This window comes from Buttiauxella noackiae ATCC 51607 (genome assembly GCF_001654865.1).
Lineage (GTDB): Bacteria > Pseudomonadota > Gammaproteobacteria > Enterobacterales > Enterobacteriaceae > Buttiauxella > Buttiauxella noackiae.
Window position 1 is genome coordinate 159,479 of sequence record NZ_LXEO01000015.1, and the last position, 19,025, is coordinate 178,503.

Consider the following 19,025-nt stretch of genomic DNA (forward strand, 5'->3'; position numbering starts at 1 on the left):
TTAACACGTTATTTTTTCTCTTCAACATAGCGGGCAAAATTATCCAAAATTGCCTGCCAGCCATTTTTCTGATGTTCGATGGGGTATTGAGTATCAGGGTCAAATTCTAGATATACCTTCACACCACCCTCCTGCTCCGTAAATTCGACTTTCGCTTCACGGTCACCGAAAGTGTATTCAATCAATTTATGCGGAATGATGTGGGTATAAACACCTGCAAAATCAAAGCCCATACTGCCGTCCTTCGCTTCCATTCGTGATGAAAACTTCCCTCCGGGCTTTAAATCTACTTCCGCATTGACGGTATGCCAGTCGGCCGAAGCAGTATTCCATTTTTCAATATCTTGCGGGTTATTGTAGGTATCCCAGACTTGCTCAATGGGCGCATGAACCTGTGTCTCAACAGTGATTTTCATCATTTATCTCCGGTGATTTTGTTACCAGGCAAGTGCAAATGAACACCCTAAAACATAGTATCCATCAGTCGTGTCAGCAATGCGCCCACCACTTTCTCCGCACAATCATCTGTTCAGACCTCTGGTGACACGATAACCAGTCGTTCCGAGTAAGAAAAATAACCTGACACAACAGGCGTTGAGTGGGATATAATTTCACTTTCGTGTTGAAAAATTGTGACTAGTCGTCAGCAACTTGATGATTATAAAGTCATAAAATTAGCAGAAACTATAAGGATTCAAAGCTATGGGTTTTCTTACCGGTAAACGCATTCTGATCACTGGCGTCGCCAGTAAACTCTCCATTGCCTACGGTATCGCACAGGCTATGCACCGCGAAGGTGCTGAACTGGCTTTTACTTACCAGAATGAAAAACTGAAAGGCCGTGTGGAAGGGTTTGCTGCAGACTTAGGTTCAAGCCTGGTTCTGCCGTGTGACGTTGCAGAAGATGCAAGCATCGATGCGATGTTTGCTGAGCTTGCGAAAAGCTGGCCGAAATTCGACGGCTTCGTTCACTCTATCGGTTTCGCACCAGGCGACCAGTTAGATGGCGACTACGTGAATGCGGTTACCCGTGAAGGCTTCAAAATTGCTCACGACATCAGCTCCTACAGCTTTGTTGCGATGGCAAAAGTTTGCCGTGAAATGCTTAACCCAGGCTCAGCACTGCTGACACTGTCTTACCTGGGTGCAGAACGCGCTATCCCTAACTACAACGTGATGGGTCTGGCTAAAGCATCTTTGGAAGCTAACGTGCGCTATATGGCAAACGCGATGGGTGCAGAAGGTGTGCGTGTGAACGCCATTTCTGCGGGTCCAATCCGTACTCTGGCAGCATCTGGCATTAAAGACTTCCGTAAAATGCTGTCACATTGCGAAGCAGTGACACCAATTCGTCGTACTGTGACCATTGAAGATGTGGGCAACTCAGCAGCGTTCTTGTGTTCAGACCTCTCTGCCGGTGTTTCCGGTGAAGTTCTGCACGTTGACGGCGGTTTCAGCATCGCTGCAATGAACGAACTGGAATTGAAAGCTTAATTCAGTTCACAACAGGGCAGGCTCTGTCTGCCCTGTTAACTCCCTCGCCTCACCCATAATCTTGCCTGTTAATTCTGAAATTCCTTTCGTAGTTATACTTTTCCGATATTTATTATCACCGATCATTCTTTTGTCACCTCCCGCGCTTACGCCAGGATAAAGCAGCAAACCAGGCCGTCAGGTGTTTTTCCCGGGCTTGTAAACTCTTTGACCAAGGAATGACCATGGAACAACGCCGAATCTCAGGCAAAGGCCACTGGTACCATGAAACACAGTCCAGTCGTAACGATGCCGCTGTGCTTCCGTTAGTTCCCGAAGCCGCGTTTCTCGAAGACCGTTTTTTACTTGATTTAAAAATCGGCGCTGACCAGCTCACCTCTCAGTATGCGTGGCTTTCAGTTGCACGTGATATCAGCGAATGCTTGTTGCCAGAAAACAGCCCCGTGACCCGCCTGCATACGCTGAGTTGCTATGACCGCCTGAGCACCGCACTCACTGTCGCGCAGGTGTATGGTGTTCAGCGACTTTGCAATCATTACGCGGCCCGACTAGCCCCCCAACCAGGGCCAGACTCATCACGCGAAAGCAACCGCCGTCTTACACAAATCACCCAGTATGCCCGCCAACTGGCCAGCCAACCGACATTGATTGATGATATTTCGCGTCAGCAGCTTGATGAAGTTGCGCTGTCGGTTAATGACATGGTGACATTTAACCAGTTGATTGGCTTTATCGGCTTTCAGGCCCGCGTGATTGCAGTATTCCAGGCTTTACAAAGTTTACCTGTCCGCTGGCTTCCGGGACTTGATACCCAGCAAGATGCCCCTACTGAGTTATTCCTTGATGGCGACAAGGTGTGGCAACCAGGTTTGCCACAAGTTGAACCTGGCTATGCAAACACACTGCAACTGGATGTACACAACGACTGCCTGTCTCAAAATATCTTGCAAGATATGAGTTGGCTGCTGCTTCACGATGCCACAGCTTTTTCCCTATTCGGCCAGATAACTCATTTTCTGCTCACTCCGAGTGCTCAGGCCTGTGATGATCAAATTTTGGTCGGTCTGTTGACCGCACGTATTAACGGAAGTGTCAGTTGCTTTACGGGTTTTGCAAAAGCATGGCGTGGTGAAAGTGGTTTACCTGAAACCATGCGCAACGGCGAAAGAGCGTTACAAGCCTGGAGCCATAATCACCCACGTGAACGCGCGATAATCCAGGCTGTCCGCGTTTTAACTCGCGCACCCGGGAGTTTTAGCGCAGCCCAGCTTCAACCTTTATTCGAACAGGGTTTTAGTAAAGGTGAAGCTTTGCAATTGCTGGTCAGTTCAGGGTTATATGGCTGGATAAATCGATTGAAAATCGGGCTCGGTAATACCCGCTAAACATTGATAGCACATGCCTTTGCGGCAAACAGCGCTTGCCGCAAAGGGTGGTTTCGCGTAAAACTGTCAGCCGCTCTTTTGGCCACGAAAACTAAAAAACATGTTCCAGGATAATCCGCTGCTCGCGCAGCTTAAACAGCAACTGCACTCCCAAACTCCACGCGTTGAAGGCGTGGTAAAAGGCACGGAAAAAGGCTTTGGCTTCCTCGAAGTGGACTCCCAAAAAAGTTACTTTATTCCGCCACCGCAGATGAAAAAAGTGATGCACGGCGACCGCGTGAGCGCGGTGATTCATACCGACAAGGACCGCGAAACCGCTGAGCCAGAAGAGCTTATCGAACCGTTCCTCAGCCGGTTTGTTGGCCGTGTCCAACGTAAGGACGATCGTCTGTCTATCGTTCCTGACCATCCATTATTGCGTGATGCCATTCAGTGCCGCGCCGACCGCAATGTCACGCATGATTTTCAGAATGGTGATTGGGCAGTTGCGGAAATGAAACGCCATCCGCTTAAAGGCGACCGCGGTTTCTACGCCGATCTGACACAATTCATTACCTTTGGTGACGATCATCTCGCGCCATGGTGGGTGACCCTGTCACGTCACAATCTTGAGCGTGAAGCACCAGATGGTGTAGCGACTGAAATGTTGGATGAAGGCCTGGTGCGTGAAGATTTAACCGCCCTGGATTTCGTCACCATTGACAGCGCCAGCACCGAAGATATGGATGATGCGCTGCATGTTGAAGAACTTGCCGATGGCAAATTACAACTGACCGTTGCCATCGCCGATCCTACCGCCTGGATTGCCGAAGGCAGCAAGCTTGATGAAATAGCCAAAGTCCGCGCCTTCACCAACTATCTGCCGGGCTTTAACATCCCGATGTTGCCTCGCGAGTTGTCTGACGATTTATGCTCACTGCGCCCTAACGTGACTCGTCCGGTTGTCGCGTGTCGTATGGTTATCGCGCAAGATGGCAGCATCGAAGAGGGAATTAACTTCTTCGTAGCGACCATCGAGTCAAAAGCCAAACTGGCCTATGACAACGTTTCTGACTGGTTAGAAGATAAAGGCGACTGGCAGCCACCGAGCGACACTATCGCTAAGCAAATCCGCCTATTGGAACGCGTTTGCCTGAACCGCGCTGAATGGCGTCGTACCCACGCACTGGTGTTCAAAGATCGTCCTGATTACCGCTTTGTATTGGGTGAAAAAGGCGAAGTGCTGGATATCGTTGCGGAACCACGTCGTATCGCTAACCGCATCGTTGAAGAATCAATGATTGCCGCGAACGTTTGTGCAGCCGTTGTGCTGCGTGAAAAACTGGGCTTCGGCATTTATAACGTCCATACCGGTTTTGATCCGGCAAACATTGAGCAACTGGCTAACATGCTGCAAGGCCATGGCCTTGAGGTGGATGCGCAAGAAGTTCTGACGCTGAACGGTTTCTGTAAACTGCGCCGTGAACTCGACGCACAGCCGACTGGTTTCCTTGATACCCGCATTCGTCGTTACCAGTCCTTCGCTGAAATCAGCACCGAACCCGGTCCGCACTACGGCCTGGGTCTGGAGGCTTACGCAACCTGGACTTCACCGATTCGTAAATATGGCGATATGATCAACCATCGCCTGTTGAAAGCGATAATCAAAGGTGAAACCGCATCCCGCCCACAAGACGAAACCACTGTACAAATGGCTGAACGTCGTCGCCTGAACCGCATGGCTGAACGCGATGTTGGTGACTGGTTATATGCTCGCTTCCTGAGTGACAAAGCCGGAACGGATACTCGTTTTAGCGCTGAGATCATTGATGTTAGCCGTGGTGGGATGCGCGTACGTCTGATTGAAAATGGCGCTGTTGCCTTTATCCCTGCCCCATTCATCCATGCCGTCCGCGATGAAATGGTATGCAGCCAGGAATTAGGAACGGTACAGATTAAAGGCGAAGTAGCATACAAAGTGACAGATGTGATTGATGTGACAATCGCAGAAGTACGTATGGAAACCCGTAGTGTGATTGCACGTCCAGCAATCTGACGGTAAATTAGTCATCTAAATCTAAAAGCTGAACCTCGTGTTCAGCTTTTTTTGTTGTGAGAGGCTTAAGTTTAGAATTTTGCGAAAAATTTATTTATACCCTAGTCCATTCGGAATATATTTATTTCATTCAGTTCCATTACAAAATACCATTTGTTATTAATTAACATCTTTATTAAATAATTATTAACAACACCAAGGTATTGTTAATAATATGTATTAAATACCTGATATTATTGTTGATTGTTATTACCAGTGATAAATCATCTTTATTTGTGAGATTATAGAAGTGAATACTAAAAACGGGTGTTTAGGTTTGGTTCTTATGTTTGTTTTAGTTGTGCTGTATATAGCCAGTGGTGGCGATAAAACTAACAATGGTCGCAATGTTGATAAAGAGCCACCTGCTCTCTCTGAGACGGATATGTTAATTAGCTCTGAAATCAGGTGTGATAGCCCTGCAATCTGGATCAGTCGCCACGATTCAAGTAAAACGGGTAAGGCGCAAGGATTTTTTATCCAGATCAAACAAGACAAAGGCAAGTTGTTTGTGTTTGATATCAACAGCGATACAAACGGAACTTTACGCTTATCCGGCAATGTGAAAAAAGTAATCCAAGCCGGACAAGAAATTTACACTATAGAAGGACATGAAAGTGAAGCTCAATGGCAATACAAAGATGGCTTACTTACTGATGTGATATTCACCCCCCAAAAAGGTAACTATGGTTATATGATTACCTCACAAACATCTAACGGTTGCTCAATCGCCAAAACACATTTTGAATAATGCGAGAAGATTTGGTGTGATATCTAAAGTGCAGAAGACACCTAAAATCTATCACGTAAAGGATTCATTCCTAATGTTACGAAAGTCCTCATCCAGAGATCCCCTCGTAACATTAGCCAATGTTATGGACTTGATTAGATAATTCGAACTTGAGCCCATTATTGAGATTAAATCAAACACCCCCGATTGTATTGAACAAACCAGGCCAAAGACATCATCAGCTATTTTCGCAAACTGTCTCTAATCCTTCGCGGGCTTATCCATCATTTAAGCGATAGATTCACGGGCTTCAGTGGCTCACGTAGTTTTTTATTGTGAAAGTCTTTATAGCGAGGTTCAAGCCTTGCTGCTTCTGACAGAATGATTTGATTCTCCAAGAAGCTCAAGTTGTCGCTATCAAATAACTTATGGAAATCGGCAGCAAGGGCAATACCATTTTCTACACTTGGTAAGCCTTTATCGGCATGACTAATAATATGGCATGCTTCAACTGCCAACGAACTACCAGTAATCGCGCATTTTCCGCCCCAATTTGACATCACTGCTTTACGAAATTTTTCCTGATCCCTACGGAACTTAACCATGCGCAGACCATCCTCTCTGCGCTCGATTGCCTCCTGTTGATCATCAGACATGACCACCAGTGAATTGAGCACGGTAACAACATCTTCACCCAATGGAGCTTCAAGTGATGCGCCCTGCCGACAAAAATGTCTTTTAAAATTATTCCATTTGTCACTTCCCTGGACTTGGGGAAGTAATTGACCAATGAGCAATTCATCTAAAGGCACGAAGTCATCAAGCTTAGACTGATCAATTAACTCAACTCGATACGGGAACATATTGGACAAGTCTTCATACGTTTTAACAATTTCAAACAAACCGCACAGCAGAAAATCGTTATTACCAGTAAGATTTTGGATTACAAAAATACGGTCACCTGTTTTTATTTGGCGCATTTTCCATTCTTGACCGACGCCATACCCATTCCTGTAATCAAAATCATTTTTATTTTTTGGGCCATGATATGCGTAGAAATATTGCATGTTTCTCTCCTTTAAACAGTTAATAATTACAATATCGACACTTATGCAAGAAAACTTAAGTTAAAAATGAAGTGCGTGAGTCTTTAACCTCAATTTGCCTGCAAGATTACTAGTCAACTTGCAAGACCAATCAGCCTCTTGCGGCGGAATGAATGTTCCAGATAATTCGCCCAAACAGCTTTCATGAAGACATTTATGAAACGTTTACATTGTTGGCAGACAGCAGCAACTCAAAAGTGAATTTAAGACAAGGACAAAAGTAAGAACCGATAGCCAGGAACTGTGCGGATTAAAGGCCAAGTGGCTTACAAAGTGACAGATGTGATTGATGTGACAATCGCAGAAGTACGTATGGAAACCCGTAGTGTGATCGCACGTCCAGCAATCTGACGGTAAGTTAGTGATCTAAATCTAAAAGCTGAACCTCGTGTTCAGCTTTTTTTTTGGTCTTTTTTTGCTGGGTATTCATTTAGGATCATAATCACAATGGGGTAATGATTAGCACCATAACTCGTTTTCTTCTGCTTATAAGGTAGGAAAAACTATCTACGAAGTGCCGAAGATTCAGATTTTTCACATCTTCTGCAAAAACAATGTCTTTAACTCACGGTTGTCGCTTTAAAATCGGTTTATATTGCTAATATGAATAACAGACTGACACGCTATGTCGGCCCCTGTTCAGGAGAGAGCATGAAAGACGATTTGGAGCAAAATCTGCTCTACCGTTATTTAGGGACAACCAGCCCATACTGGCGTTTACCAAACGATAGCAACGCTCTGCAATTAGCAGCCAGCGAAAGCTCTGATGTCAGCCAGGTGGTCGCTCTTGAACCCGAACAGGCGGAGCAAATCCGCCAAATGACGGTAATAACTTCAAGCGTCACTATGTCGATTTCATTATTTGGTAGTGAAGTTTCCGTACATTTAGTTGGCCGGAAGGTATCAAAAAAAGAATGGGCAGGTACTGCATCGGCCTGGAATGATACCCCTTCTGTTGCCCGCGATTTGGTGCAAGGGCTCTCATTCGCAGAACAGGTCGTGTCGGAGGCAAACTCTGTCATCGTCATTCTCGACAGATTAGGCAATATTCAACGTTTCAACCGTTTGAGCGAAGAGTATACCGGCCTTAAAGAACAAGAAGTTATTGGCCAAAACGTTTTTAAATTATTTATGAGCCGTAGTGAAGCAGCCGCTTCCAAACGCAACATTAGTGGATTCTTTCGTAATGGAAATTCTTACGAAGTAGAACGCTGGATAAAAACCCGTAAGGGCCAGCGACTGTTTTTGTTTCGCAACAAATTTGTCCATAGCGGCAGCGGTAAGAATGAAATCTATTTGATTTGCTCTGGTACTGATATCACCGAAGAACGCCGTGCACAGGAACGCCTGCGCGTATTGGCGAATACCGATACCATCACTGGCCTACCCAATCGTAATGCCATCAATGATTTAATCACCTCCGCGATTGAAAACCGTGGTGAAAGCCAGGTTGGGATCGTTTATCTCGATCTTGATAACTTTAAAAAAGTAAATGACGCTTACGGGCATATGTTTGGTGACCAGTTATTACAGGCCGTGTCATTAGCGATTCTAAGTTGCCTTGATGAAGGACAGATACTCGCGCGCCTGGGTGGTGATGAGTTTATTGTTCTCGCCACTGACACCTCACAGGCTACGCTGGAAGCCATGTCATCGCGTATTCTGGCGCGGCTAAAACAGCCCTTCCGCATTGGTTTGATTGAAGTCTATTCCGGCTGTTCATTAGGTATTTCGCTGGCTCCGCAACATGGTGAGGACCGTGAAAGTTTGATTCGCAATGCTGATACTGCGATGTACACCGCTAAAGAGAGTGGCCGTGGCAAGTTCTGCGTATTTGCTCCAGAAATGAATCAACGCGTGTTTGAGTATTTATGGCTCGACACCAACTTACGTAAAGCGCTCGATAACGACCAACTTGTTATTCACTATCAGCCTAAAATGACCTGGAGAGGTGAAGTCAGAAGCCTGGAAGCTCTGGTACGTTGGCAATCTCCAGAACGTGGACTTATTCCGCCGTTGGATTTTATCTCCTATGCAGAAGAGTCCGGGTTAATTGTGCCTCTTGGGCGATGGGTGATGTTAAGTGTGGTCCAGCAGGTAGCAAAATGGCGCGACAAAGGCATTAATTTACGCGTCGCGGTCAACGTCTCTGCCCGCCAGTTAGCCGATCAGACAATCTTCAGCGATCTGAAACAAGCGCTAAAAGATCTCAATTTTGAATACTGCCCGATTGATGTTGAGCTTACAGAGAGCTGCCTGATTGAAAATGAAGACCTTGCACTTTCGGTTATTCAACAATTCAGCCGCCTGGGTGCCCAAGTGCATTTGGATGATTTTGGGACGGGTTATTCCTCACTTTCTCAGCTTGCCCGTTTCCCGATCGACGCGATAAAACTCGACCAAAGTTTCGTGCGCGATATTCATAAACAATCGGTATCCCAATCGCTGGTGCGTGCAATTGTTGCAGTGGCACAAGCGCTCAATTTACAGGTCATTGCCGAAGGCGTTGAAAACCAGAAAGAAGACGCCTTCCTGACGAAGAATGGCGTCAATGAGCGGCAGGGCTACTTATTTGCAAAACCCATGCCCGCTGCCGTATTTGAACGTTGGTTAAAGCGATATCAGGCCAGAACGGCGCGATAAGTATGCAAATAAAATAGCCGGCGTTTCTTGGCTATTTTAGTTGTGCGAAAACTTCTTTCGCCGCAAATAACCCATTCAACGCACAAGGAAACCCAGCGTATACAGCCATTTGCATGATCACTTCAATAATTTCCTGTTCTGACCAGCCAACATTCAGTGCGCCCTGGATATGGACTTTAAGCTGCGGTGTCGCATTTCCAAGCGCGGTAAGTGCGGCAACAACCGCAATTTCTCTGGCTTTTAAATCGAGCCCTGGCCTTGAGTAGATATCGCCAAATGGAAATTCAATCAGTAGACGCGCAAAATCGGGTGCTATATCACTCAGACTATTAATGACATTTTCACCTGCATGCCCATCAACTTCTTTTAATTTTTCCAGACCTCGTTGATAGCGTTCACTTTCCATTTTATAGCCCCTTATGTTGAGTAGTGAACGAACTCTAAATTTTATTGTTCAACGCATCCAATACCCTTTTTGTGATACCTTTTTGGTATGAATGAATCCATCGATTTACGACAGTTTCGTTACTTTCTGGCAGTGAGTGAAGAGCTCAATTTCAGTCGTGCCGCATCGCGTCTACATATTTCTCAACCCCCGTTAAGCAGACAAATTCGACAGCTAGAAGACCAACTTGGAGTACCGTTATTTCTTCGAAGCAAAACGGGGGTCACTCTCACTGAGGCTGGTCACGCATTTTTACCGGAAGTAAAACGCACTCTGCTTCAGGCAGAAAAAGCGATTGCCGTCGTAAAAGAGATGCGAAGTAACATTGGTGGGAAATTTGTTGTTGGTTACACAACGGTTTTCGAACGGAGTGCAATCCCTGATGTGACAGAAAATTTGTGCCAACGTTTTCCTGCCTGGCAAATCCATACAGCAGGAAATCATTCGATAAATCTCGTTCGTGAGGTGAAAAAAGGGACGATGGATGCGGCATTTATAGGTTTGCATACAGACGTTCAAGGTCTGGCTTTTGAAAAACTTTTAGATGACCCTCTAGTGGTGGCTTTGCCCACAGGCCATAAACTCGCGCATAAACGCCTCATCAGTTTTGATTCACTTCGCGACGAACCAATGTTCTGGTTCGAACGGCGATTAAATCCCGGCTTTTATGATTACTGCCAGGCGTTTTTCCACAAGATTGATTTCAGGCCTCATATCATTCCGGAACCGCAAGATCATCACATTATGCTGGGACTTATTGCGGAAGGAAAAGGTATTGCGCTGGTCCCTTCATCATTGCAGTGCATCACGCGACAAGGTGTTATTTTCCGTAAACTGAAGGAAGAGACTCATCATCTGACTATGGGTATTGGTGTTGCCTGGTCTAAACAAAATCCGTCACCTGTTCTGCAGGCATTTCTTGAACTACTACGCCGGTAATGCCTAAAAGAAGACGCCTTTCTTTACAAGAACGGCGTCAACGAACGGCAGAATTATTTACCAGACCCAGGCCCACAGCCGTATTCGAGCGTTGGCTCACATGTTAACTGGCTTTGCGTAAAGCTGTTGCGCTGTGACGATTTTGCAATTGCACTAACCTTTCCATATAAGCGATATCCTTAGCTTCGAGGCAAAATGCTGCATCAACCCAGTCTTCGGTAATATCCATCAACTCCGAACGAGGAAGCTGAAGTACACGCTGACGGGCACGCAACATAGCCCGAACACCATTCAGTTTAGGCTGCAATGTATCAATGAAAGTACGAGTAGCAAGATAGCCCTGGCCTGGTTCAAACAGTTCATCAACCAGTCCAAACTGTTGATACCACTCTGCGGTGTGAGACTCTCCTTTATAAATGAGCTCTTCAGCAAGTTTCATGCCTGAACGGCGTGCAACCAGCGAGTAAGCGCCCATTCCTGGAAAGAGGTTAAAAGCAATCTCCGGGAAACCAAGACGTGCATCTCGTTGCGCCAGTACAAAATGGTGCGCTAATGCTGCTTCAAATCCCCCGCCTAAGGCACTGCCTTCAACCATTGCCAGGCTGATTGCACCACTATCAAACCCTCGGGAGGCTGCATGGACACAGTCGACACAAGCCCTGGCATATGCTCGCAGTACCTCACGACGCCCCTGCTGTATTGATTCAACGAAAAAGCCCAAATCGCCACCGGTGTTATACATCCCCTGCACCAGAGAGCCTGTCACCCAAAAATCAACCACAAATCCCTCCTGTTGAACCAGATACCGCAGGTTCATAATTTCTTCGATTAACTTATGGTTGAAGCAAGGACGGGGCTGTGCTCTCAACATCATCCACACAGTGCGACGTTCTGCCTCGTAGTAACCCGACAACTGGGTGAATCGAGTAGTGTCCGTGAACAATTTGCAGGTTGGCTGGTTAATTACTGTCATTATCTTATCCTCATGTTATGAAAGCGCGTTACACGCAGGATCAGACTAATCCACTACTGCAATTGGATGAATGCATCGGAGTGTTTAATAATTATTACTTATATGTTGTTCAATAATTGATTGATGTGTAAGGGTAAAAATTCGCAATTGAGCCTTCTCTTTCCAGACCTTTTTTTGCATTATGAAGGCAACATTTTTCCGCAACTGAACAGGACGCACTATGCCTTCAGTGGACCCTCTGCAACTCGCAAAACGTATTGATACCGTGCTGGATATTCTGGTGGGGGGCGATCATGCGTCTGCTATTAACAATCTTGAAATCCTGAAAACGGAATTGCTGAAAATCGCTAATGGTGAAGAGATAAAAGAAGGCGACTTGAAAAAGTCGCCCTGGGAGATTTGAATCTAACGCCGGTGAAAATCGGCTTTTTTATAGGCTCAATGAGCCGAATGCGCCCTGCCAGTCTTTCTCGAACGTTGCAATCGCCGCATTCACGGCTGGTGTTGTAAGTAGTTGTTCAGTGACATCAACAGGTAGCGTAATTGCTTCACATCCTGCCAGCAGACATGACATGGCCTGATGTGGTGTACGGAAGCTTGCGGCTAGAACTTTAGATTGTGGAGCATGTAGCGTCAGCAACTGCTGCAAATCCTGCACCATTTGAATGCCATCGCCACCCTGCGCATCCAGGCGGTTGACGTATGGCGCGACGTATTCAGCACCAGCTAATGCGGCAAGTAATCCTTGAGCGGCGCCATATACCGCCGTGCCAAGTGTCGGAATACCGAGTACTTTCAACTGTTTCATCGCCGCCAGGCCTTCTATCGTGGTAGGGACTTTCACTACCAGACCAGGGACACGTTTCACTAGCAGCTCTGCTTCTTTCACCATCTCTTCAGCCTGCGAAGCGATGACCTGAGCAAATAATTTGCCTTCACCGCCTAATGCATCCTGCAACGATGGCAGCACTTCCCACAAAGAAATTCCCGCCCTGGCAACGATTGATGGGTTTGTCGTAACGCCTTGCAAAGGCAAAACGCGCACCAGGCGCTTCACTGCAGCAACGTCAGCAGTATCTAAATACAGTTCCATAAACTCTCCGGATTTGTCGAATATCTCAATACAGACATCATAACGACACTGTCTGTTCTTTATCTGATCAAAATCAATAAAACTTTCATTCGAAAGTAATCTAATTTACGAACAGAAGATAAGGGCGGGCTTATGCTATTTAATATCCAACGTTACTCAACACATGATGGTCCAGGTATTCGCACTGTCGTATTCCTGAAAGGCTGCTCTCTGGGCTGCCGCTGGTGCCAGAACCCTGAAAGCCGCGCTCGTGGCCAGGATGTGTTGTTTGATGAGCGTTTGTGCCTTACCGGTTGCGATCTTTGCCCGCAGGCAGCACCACATGCAATTAGTCGTGCTGATGGTGCCCTGGTTATCGCTCGTGGAAAGCTAACGACTGACGATATGGCTACGTTGACGGATTGCTGCCCTACTCAGGCATTAAGCGTATGCGGTGAGACACAAAGTATTGATGCGATCATGCACAAAGTGCTTCGCGACAAACCATTTTACGACCGCAGCGGTGGTGGAATTACGCTTTCCGGTGGTGAGCCCTTTATGCAGCCTGACATCGCAGAACAGTTGCTGTGTAGAAGCAAGGAGGCAGGCATTCATACTGCCGTGGAGTCTTGTCTCCATGTGCCGTGGAAATACATTGAACCATCGATTAACCATCTGGATCTCCTACTTGCCGATCTTAAGCATGTCGATGCCCAGCGCTTCAAACAGTGGACCGATGGCAGCGCCGAACGCGTGATGGATAACTTCCGCAAACTGGCAGCGCGAAATGTAGAAATGACGATTCGTGTACCGTTAATCCCCGATTTTAATGCCGATGAGCAATCAATTCGCGCGATCGCTGATTTTGCCGCCGATGAACTTGGCGTGAAAGCGATTCACTTTTTGCCTTACCACACCTTAGGTATCAACAAATATAAACTCCTGAATATCCCTTATCTGGCCGCGCACCAACCCCTTGATGCGCCAGAACTGCTGCAATTTGCTGAGCAGTACGCAAGCCAAAAAGGGATGACCGCCTGGATAAGAGGATAAACCGATGACCCAACTGAACCTGAACACCTTAAGCCAACGTATCAAAGATCATAAAGAAGCGTTGATACATATCGTAAAACCACCCGTTTGTACCGAGCGTGCTCAACATTACACGGCCATTTACCAGCAGCATCAGGATAAACCGCTGCCGGTGCGCCGTGCGCTTGCCCTCGCCCATCACCTAGCGGAGCGCACAATATGGATTAAACACGATGAACTGATCGTTGGTAACCAGGCAAGCCATGTTCGCGGAGCGCCATTCTTCCCTGAATATACCGTGGGATGGATTGAAACTGAGATTGATGAACTGGGCGACCGTCCGGGTGCTGGCTTCTCAATTTCTGAAGCTGACAAAGCGGTGATGCATGAAATTTGCCCATGGTGGCGTGGCCAAACCGTTCAGGATCGCTGCTACGGAATGTTCACCGACGAGCAAAAAGAGTTGCTGGCAAGTGGCATCATTAAAGCCGAAGGAAATATGACTTCAGGCGATGCGCATCTGGCGGTTAACTTCCCACTACTGCTGGAATTAGGTATTGACGGTTTGCGTGCAAAAGTAGCCGAGCGTCGTTCGCGTCTACACCTGACCGACTGGGAAGATCTGCACAAAGAGCAATTCCTGAAAGCTATCGATATTACTTTCGTTGCCCTAAGCGAGCATATTCAACGTTACGCGGCGCTTGCCAAAGAGATGGCGAGCACAGAACCGCGTGTGGCACGCCGTGATGAGCTGCTCGCCATTGCTGAAAACTGCGAACTCATTGCTCACCATAAACCCACCTCATTCTGGCAAGCATTGCAGTTGAGCTACTTCGTACAGTTGGTATTGCAGATAGAATCTAATGGTCATTCCGTATCTTTTGGCCGCCTCGATCAATTCCTCTATCCGTGGTATCGCCGTGATGTCGAACTTGAGCAGACCTTAGGCCGCGACCAGGCTATCGAACTTCTGCAAAGCTGTTGGTTGAAACTTTTGGAAGTGAACAAAATTCGCTCTGGTTCGCACTCCAAAGCCTCTGCCGGTAGCCCGCTTTACCAAAACGTCACCATTGGTGGGCAGACGCTGGTTAATGGCGAAGCCGTAGACGCGGTGAACCCGCTTTCTTACGCAATTCTTGAATCATGTGGCCAGTTACGCTCCACACAACCGAACTTGAGCGTGCGTTACCATGCCGGAATGAGTAATGGCTTCCTTGATGCCTGCGTTCAGGTGATTCGCTGTGGTTTCGGGATGCCTGCATTTAACAACGATGAAATCGTGATTGAGGAGTTCATTAAACTTGGTGTCAGCCGTGAAGATGCATACGACTACGCAGCAATTGGCTGTATTGAAACCGCTGTAGGCGGCAAGTGGGGATACCGCTGCACAGGCATGAGTTTCATTAACTTTGCCCGGGTCATGCTGGCTGCACTCGAACATGGTCGTGATGCCACAAGCGGTAAAGTTTTCCTGCCGCAAGAACATGCGCTCTCGACCGGAAACTTCACGCAGTTTGACCAGGTGATGAATGCCTGGGATTCTCAAATCCGCTATTACACCCAGAAATCCATAGAAATTGAGTGTGTTGTGGATACGGTTCTGGAAGAAAACGCTCACGACATTTTGTGTTCGGCACTGGTGGACGACTGCATTGAGCGTGGTAAAAGTATTAAACAAGGTGGCGCAAAATATGACTGGGTTTCTGGCCTGCAAGTAGGTATTGCCAACCTCGGTAACAGCCTCGCCGCGGTGAAAAAACTGGTGTTTGAGCAAGGTGCAATCGGCCAACAACAATTAGCCGAAGCGCTGGCTAGCGATTTTGATGGTTTGACCGGCGAACAGTTACGCCAGCGTTTGATCAACAGCGCGCCAAAATATGGCAACGACGATGACGAAGTGGATTTGCTGCTGGCCCGCGCTTACCAGACTTACATCGACGAACTAAAGCAGTATCACAATACCCGTTTTGGCCGTGGCCCTATCGGCGGTACTTACTACGCAGGGACTTCATCGATTTCAGCAAACGTACCGTTTGGTGCTGCAACAATGGCAACACCAGATGGTCGTAAAGCAACTACGCCACTTGCAGAGGGTGCTAGCCCGGCTTCAGGCACCGACCGTCTTGGCCCAACTGCGGTTATTAGCTCTGTTGGCAAACTTCCAACCAGTAAAATTTTGGGTGGCGTGTTGCTTAACCAGAAACTGAATCCGGCGACATTAGATAACCCACGCGATCGTGAAAAATTGATGTTGATGCTGCGTACTTTCTTTGAGGCGCATAAAGGCTGGCATGTTCAATACAACATTGTTTCCCGTGAAACACTGATTGATGCCAAACAACATCCTGATAAGTATCGTGACCTGGTAGTTCGCGTAGCAGGTTATTCTGCTTTCTTTACTGCCTTATCTCCAGACGCACAGGATGATATTATAGCCCGTACTGAACATACACTTTGATAATACCGGCGGCGCATCATGCGCCGCCTAATAATTGGCTGACATGAACTCCAGACAACAAATTATTTTACAGATGGTGATTGATCAAGGCCGCATGAGTGTGGCCGATCTTTCAAAAACAACCGGTGTTTCAGAAGTCACTATTCGCCATGATCTCAATCTATTGGAGAAAAAAAATTACCTGAAGCGTGCTCACGGTTATGCTGTTCCGCTAGATAGTGAAGATGTCGAAACACGAATGATGAACAACTATTCGTTGAAGCGTCATCTTGCTGATTTTGCTGCAACACTGGTGAACGACGGCGAAACCATTTTTATCGAAAATGGAAGTTGCAATGCGCTGCTTGCCCGCGCATTAGCTGAGCAGAAAAAAATCACTCTGATTACCGTCAGTAGCTACATTGCACATCTGTTGAAAGATACCGACTGTGAAGTTGTATTACTGGGTGGCATCTATCAAAAGAAAAGTGAAAGCATGGTTGGCCCTCTGACACGCCAATTTATCCAGCAAGTCCATTTCAGCAAAGCTTTTATCGGTATCGACGGTTTCTTGCCAGAAACCGGATTTACGAGTCGCGACATGATGCGTGCTGATGTGGTTAACACCGTACTGGAAAAAGGTAGTGAAACCATTGTGCTGACTGACAGTACTAAGTTTGGCGCGATGCATCCCTACACTCTTGGCCCGATCTCACACATTAATCGCGTCATCACCGACGATGCGATTAGCGCAACTTCCAGCCAACAATTGCAGGACACGGGGATTCAGGTCAATATTGTTAAACAATTTCCCCTCGCATAATTTCAATTATAACTGCCTGCATTCATTGTGGGCAGTCCTCTTATCAGAATTATCCTGCCTATCCTTTAAGATTATTTACCTATTGTTATTTTCAATACAAATTAGAATATTTATCAGCGATATAACAGGAAGTGATAATCACTGTAGTTATCTTTTAGGTCTTATATCGTCATGTAGTTTCGCGGAACGCTCTTTAAGTTAGTTTATTACCACTATACTTAAGCAGAGACTATTTCCGCGAATCAATAATTCAGGAGAAAGTAATATGACCTTAAATAACAAAAAAATTGCTGCCGTTGTGCTGGCTCTAACCGTTGCAACCTCTCTGAGCGCCTGCTCTAACTGGTCCAAACGTGATCGTAACACCGCAATTGGCGCAGGCGCTGGTGCGGTTGGTGGTGCTGTCTTAACTGATGGTAGTGCATTGGGCACGTTAGGTGGTGCAGCTGTAGGTGGTATTATCGGTCATCAAGTAGGTAAATAAATCTTGATACCAGCAAAAGCGTGAATGCTTTTACAAATTATAAAATCTTTAATATTCAGGTCTGACTTTCAGCAGTCATAGTAAAAGGCCACGGTATATTTACCGTGGCCTAATCATTTCCGTTATATTGTAAACGAATCAACCACCTGCTAATTTCACCTTCATGCCTTTAGCTTCCAGCAGCGTTTTAATCAGTTCGCGTTTATCACCCTGAATCTCAATAACGCCATCTTTTACTGAACCACCACAGCCACATTTTTTCTTAAGTTCAGCAGCCAATGTAGCAAGTTCCGTGTCATTCGCATCGATGCCGGTAATCAAACAAACGCCCTTGCCTTTGCGACCACTGGTTTGACGTTGAATGCGCACTACCCCATCACCTTTTGGGCGAACGGGTGCCGACGCAGGCTCATCAATGCGACCTGTTTCAGTTGAGTAAACTAAACGACTGTTCTCGTCTTTCATCATTCACCTTGTAACAATGAAGCGCGGATATCACGCAGCGTCTGAGAAGGATTTGCAGATTGGGTGATCGGACGCCCAATGACCATAAAGTCCACACCGGCTGTCTGCGCTTGCTGAGGTGTCATAATACGGCGTTGATCGCCTGCATCACTTCCAACCGGGCGAATGCCTGGTGTAACGAGCTTAAATGATTGGCCCAATTCACTCTTGAAACGTACAGCTTCTTGAGCGGAACAAACAACACCATCTAACCCACAATTTTGTGTCAAACGAGCCAGGCGCTCAGCGTGCTCAGCAGGCGTGGCAGCAATGCCGAGATCGGCCAGATCGCTTGCTTCCATGCTGGTAAGGACAGTCACGGCAATCAATAATGGCGCATCGTTGCCAAATGGCAACAGCGCTTCACGTGCAGCCGTCATCATACGCGCCCCACCGCTGGCATGAACGTTCACCATCCAAACCCCAAGTTCTGCCGCAGCGGCTACTGCATGTGCCGTCGTATTCGGAATATCGTGAAATTTCAGATCAAGGAATACGTCAAAGCCACGCGCCTGAATATCTCGAACCAGCTGCGGTCCAAACAAAGTAAACATCTCTTTGCCCACTTTTAAACGGCAATCACGCGGGTCAATGCGATCGATGAATGCTAAGGCTTTATCACGGTTATCGTAATCAAGCGCGACGACAATAGGGGAATCGGTGGCAACACGGGAGGATGATGCAGATGAATTCATGGCTAAACCTTCTGATGTTGGACAGCACTGCGCGCATAGAGATAAACGGCAAGCATTCTACTCGTGGTACACACAAAATTACAGTTTCCATTACTCCCTGCTAGGCATAATTGACTCGATGCTGATGTGAGTTTTATTAAAACGATCACTAGTATGTTGTAACTAAAGTGGGTCTTTTTTTAAAAATTT

At 46.8% G+C, this 19,025-nt stretch carries 18 protein-coding genes and 1 pseudogene; 12 read left to right on the forward strand and 7 right to left on the reverse strand.

All coding sequences use genetic code 11. The features are described 5' to 3' along the window. Positions 1 to 8: 8 nt before the first annotated feature. Positions 9 to 419, reverse strand: a complete 411-nt coding sequence (locus tag M979_RS06995) for an SRPBCC family protein (RefSeq protein WP_034455451.1) — start codon at positions 417 to 419, stop codon at positions 9 to 11. A 283-nt stretch (positions 420 to 702) separates the two neighbouring features. Here M979_RS06995 and fabI point away from each other — a divergent pair, with 283 nt between their 5' ends. The 4 genes from fabI (at position 703) to M979_RS07015 (ending at position 5,704) form a co-directional block, all read left to right on the forward strand. Further along, positions 703 to 1,494, forward strand: coding sequence for an enoyl-ACP reductase FabI (gene fabI, locus M979_RS07000; RefSeq protein WP_064554251.1), 792 nt, complete (start codon positions 703 to 705; stop codon positions 1,492 to 1,494). Positions 1,495 to 1,718: 224 nt separating this feature from the next. Continuing rightward, positions 1,719 to 2,879, forward strand: coding sequence for a CMD domain-containing protein (locus M979_RS07005; RefSeq protein ID WP_064554252.1), 1,161 nt, complete (start codon positions 1,719 to 1,721; stop codon positions 2,877 to 2,879). 100 nt (positions 2,880 to 2,979) lie between these two features. Next, positions 2,980 to 4,914 (forward strand): exoribonuclease II, encoded by a 1,935-nt coding sequence (locus M979_RS07010; protein ID WP_064554253.1) that lies wholly within the window; start codon positions 2,980 to 2,982, stop codon positions 4,912 to 4,914. Positions 4,915 to 5,203: 289 nt separating this feature from the next. Next, a complete protein-coding gene (locus tag M979_RS07015; protein ID WP_157093211.1) occupies positions 5,204 to 5,704 on the forward strand; it encodes a hypothetical protein in 501 nt (166 codons plus the stop codon). Between the two features lie 263 nt (positions 5,705 to 5,967). Here the strand turns inward: M979_RS07015 and M979_RS07020 are convergent, their stop codons facing one another. Continuing rightward, positions 5,968 to 6,750 (reverse strand): HNH endonuclease, encoded by a 783-nt coding sequence (locus M979_RS07020; protein WP_064554255.1) that lies wholly within the window; start codon positions 6,748 to 6,750, stop codon positions 5,968 to 5,970. 276 nt (positions 6,751 to 7,026) lie between these two features. On the opposite strand from M979_RS07020, the pseudogene M979_RS23760 reads away from it, so the two are divergent. After that, positions 7,027 to 7,140: pseudogene (locus M979_RS23760) on the forward strand (hypothetical protein); the annotation flags it as partial. 300 nt (positions 7,141 to 7,440) lie between these two features. Beyond that, positions 7,441 to 9,432: a cyclic di-GMP phosphodiesterase gene (gene pdeR, locus M979_RS07025; protein WP_034455447.1), complete on the forward strand. Its 1,992-nt coding sequence runs from the start codon at positions 7,441 to 7,443 to the stop codon at positions 9,430 to 9,432. A 31-nt stretch (positions 9,433 to 9,463) separates the two neighbouring features. Here pdeR and M979_RS07030 read toward each other — a convergent pair whose 3' ends face one another. Continuing rightward, on the reverse strand, positions 9,464 to 9,838 hold the full coding sequence (locus tag M979_RS07030; RefSeq protein WP_064554256.1) for a carboxymuconolactone decarboxylase family protein: 375 nt from the start codon (positions 9,836 to 9,838) through the stop codon (positions 9,464 to 9,466). 87 nt (positions 9,839 to 9,925) lie between these two features. On the opposite strand from M979_RS07030, the gene M979_RS07035 reads away from it, so the two are divergent. Next, a complete protein-coding gene (locus M979_RS07035) occupies positions 9,926 to 10,816 on the forward strand; it encodes a LysR family transcriptional regulator (protein ID WP_064554257.1) in 891 nt (296 codons plus the stop codon). A 103-nt stretch (positions 10,817 to 10,919) separates the two neighbouring features. Here M979_RS07035 and M979_RS07040 read toward each other — a convergent pair whose 3' ends face one another. Continuing rightward, positions 10,920 to 11,789, reverse strand: coding sequence for a crotonase/enoyl-CoA hydratase family protein (locus tag M979_RS07040; RefSeq protein WP_034455446.1), 870 nt, complete (start codon positions 11,787 to 11,789; stop codon positions 10,920 to 10,922). 220 nt (positions 11,790 to 12,009) lie between these two features. Between M979_RS07040 and yciZ the strand changes: the two genes are divergently transcribed. After that, positions 12,010 to 12,192 carry a protein YciZ/DeoL gene (gene yciZ / locus M979_RS07045; protein WP_064554258.1) on the forward strand — a complete coding sequence of 61 codons (183 nt, stop codon included), beginning with the start codon at positions 12,010 to 12,012 and terminating at the stop codon, positions 12,190 to 12,192. A gap of 27 nt (positions 12,193 to 12,219) precedes the next feature. Here the strand turns inward: yciZ and fsa are convergent, their stop codons facing one another. Next, positions 12,220 to 12,882 carry a fructose-6-phosphate aldolase gene (gene fsa, locus M979_RS07050; protein ID WP_064554259.1) on the reverse strand — a complete coding sequence of 221 codons (663 nt, stop codon included), beginning with the start codon at positions 12,880 to 12,882 and terminating at the stop codon, positions 12,220 to 12,222. A 132-nt stretch (positions 12,883 to 13,014) separates the two neighbouring features. On the opposite strand from fsa, the gene M979_RS07055 reads away from it, so the two are divergent. The 4 genes from M979_RS07055 (at position 13,015) to osmB (ending at position 17,637) form a co-directional block, all read left to right on the forward strand. Continuing rightward, a complete protein-coding gene (locus tag M979_RS07055) occupies positions 13,015 to 13,914 on the forward strand; it encodes a glycyl-radical enzyme activating protein (protein ID WP_064554260.1) in 900 nt (299 codons plus the stop codon). Positions 13,915 to 13,918: 4 nt separating this feature from the next. Next, entirely contained in the window at positions 13,919 to 16,351 is a 2,433-nt protein-coding gene (locus tag M979_RS07060; protein WP_064554261.1) for a formate C-acetyltransferase/glycerol dehydratase family glycyl radical enzyme, read from the forward strand. A gap of 43 nt (positions 16,352 to 16,394) precedes the next feature. Further along, positions 16,395 to 17,153 (forward strand): DNA-binding transcriptional regulator YciT, encoded by a 759-nt coding sequence (gene yciT, locus M979_RS07065; RefSeq protein ID WP_034455441.1) that lies wholly within the window; start codon positions 16,395 to 16,397, stop codon positions 17,151 to 17,153. Between the two features lie 265 nt (positions 17,154 to 17,418). Next, positions 17,419 to 17,637 carry an osmotically-inducible lipoprotein OsmB gene (gene osmB / locus M979_RS07070; RefSeq protein WP_034455440.1) on the forward strand — a complete coding sequence of 73 codons (219 nt, stop codon included), beginning with the start codon at positions 17,419 to 17,421 and terminating at the stop codon, positions 17,635 to 17,637. 138 nt (positions 17,638 to 17,775) lie between these two features. On the opposite strand, the gene yciH is transcribed toward osmB, so the two are convergent. Continuing rightward, positions 17,776 to 18,102 carry a stress response translation initiation inhibitor YciH gene (yciH, locus tag M979_RS07075; protein ID WP_064554262.1) on the reverse strand — a complete coding sequence of 109 codons (327 nt, stop codon included), beginning with the start codon at positions 18,100 to 18,102 and terminating at the stop codon, positions 17,776 to 17,778. Continuing rightward, a complete protein-coding gene (pyrF, locus tag M979_RS07080; RefSeq protein ID WP_064554263.1) occupies positions 18,102 to 18,836 on the reverse strand; it encodes an orotidine-5'-phosphate decarboxylase in 735 nt (244 codons plus the stop codon). Before pyrF ends, yciH begins: the two co-directional genes overlap by 1 nt. Between the last annotated feature and the right edge of the window lie 189 nt (positions 18,837 to 19,025).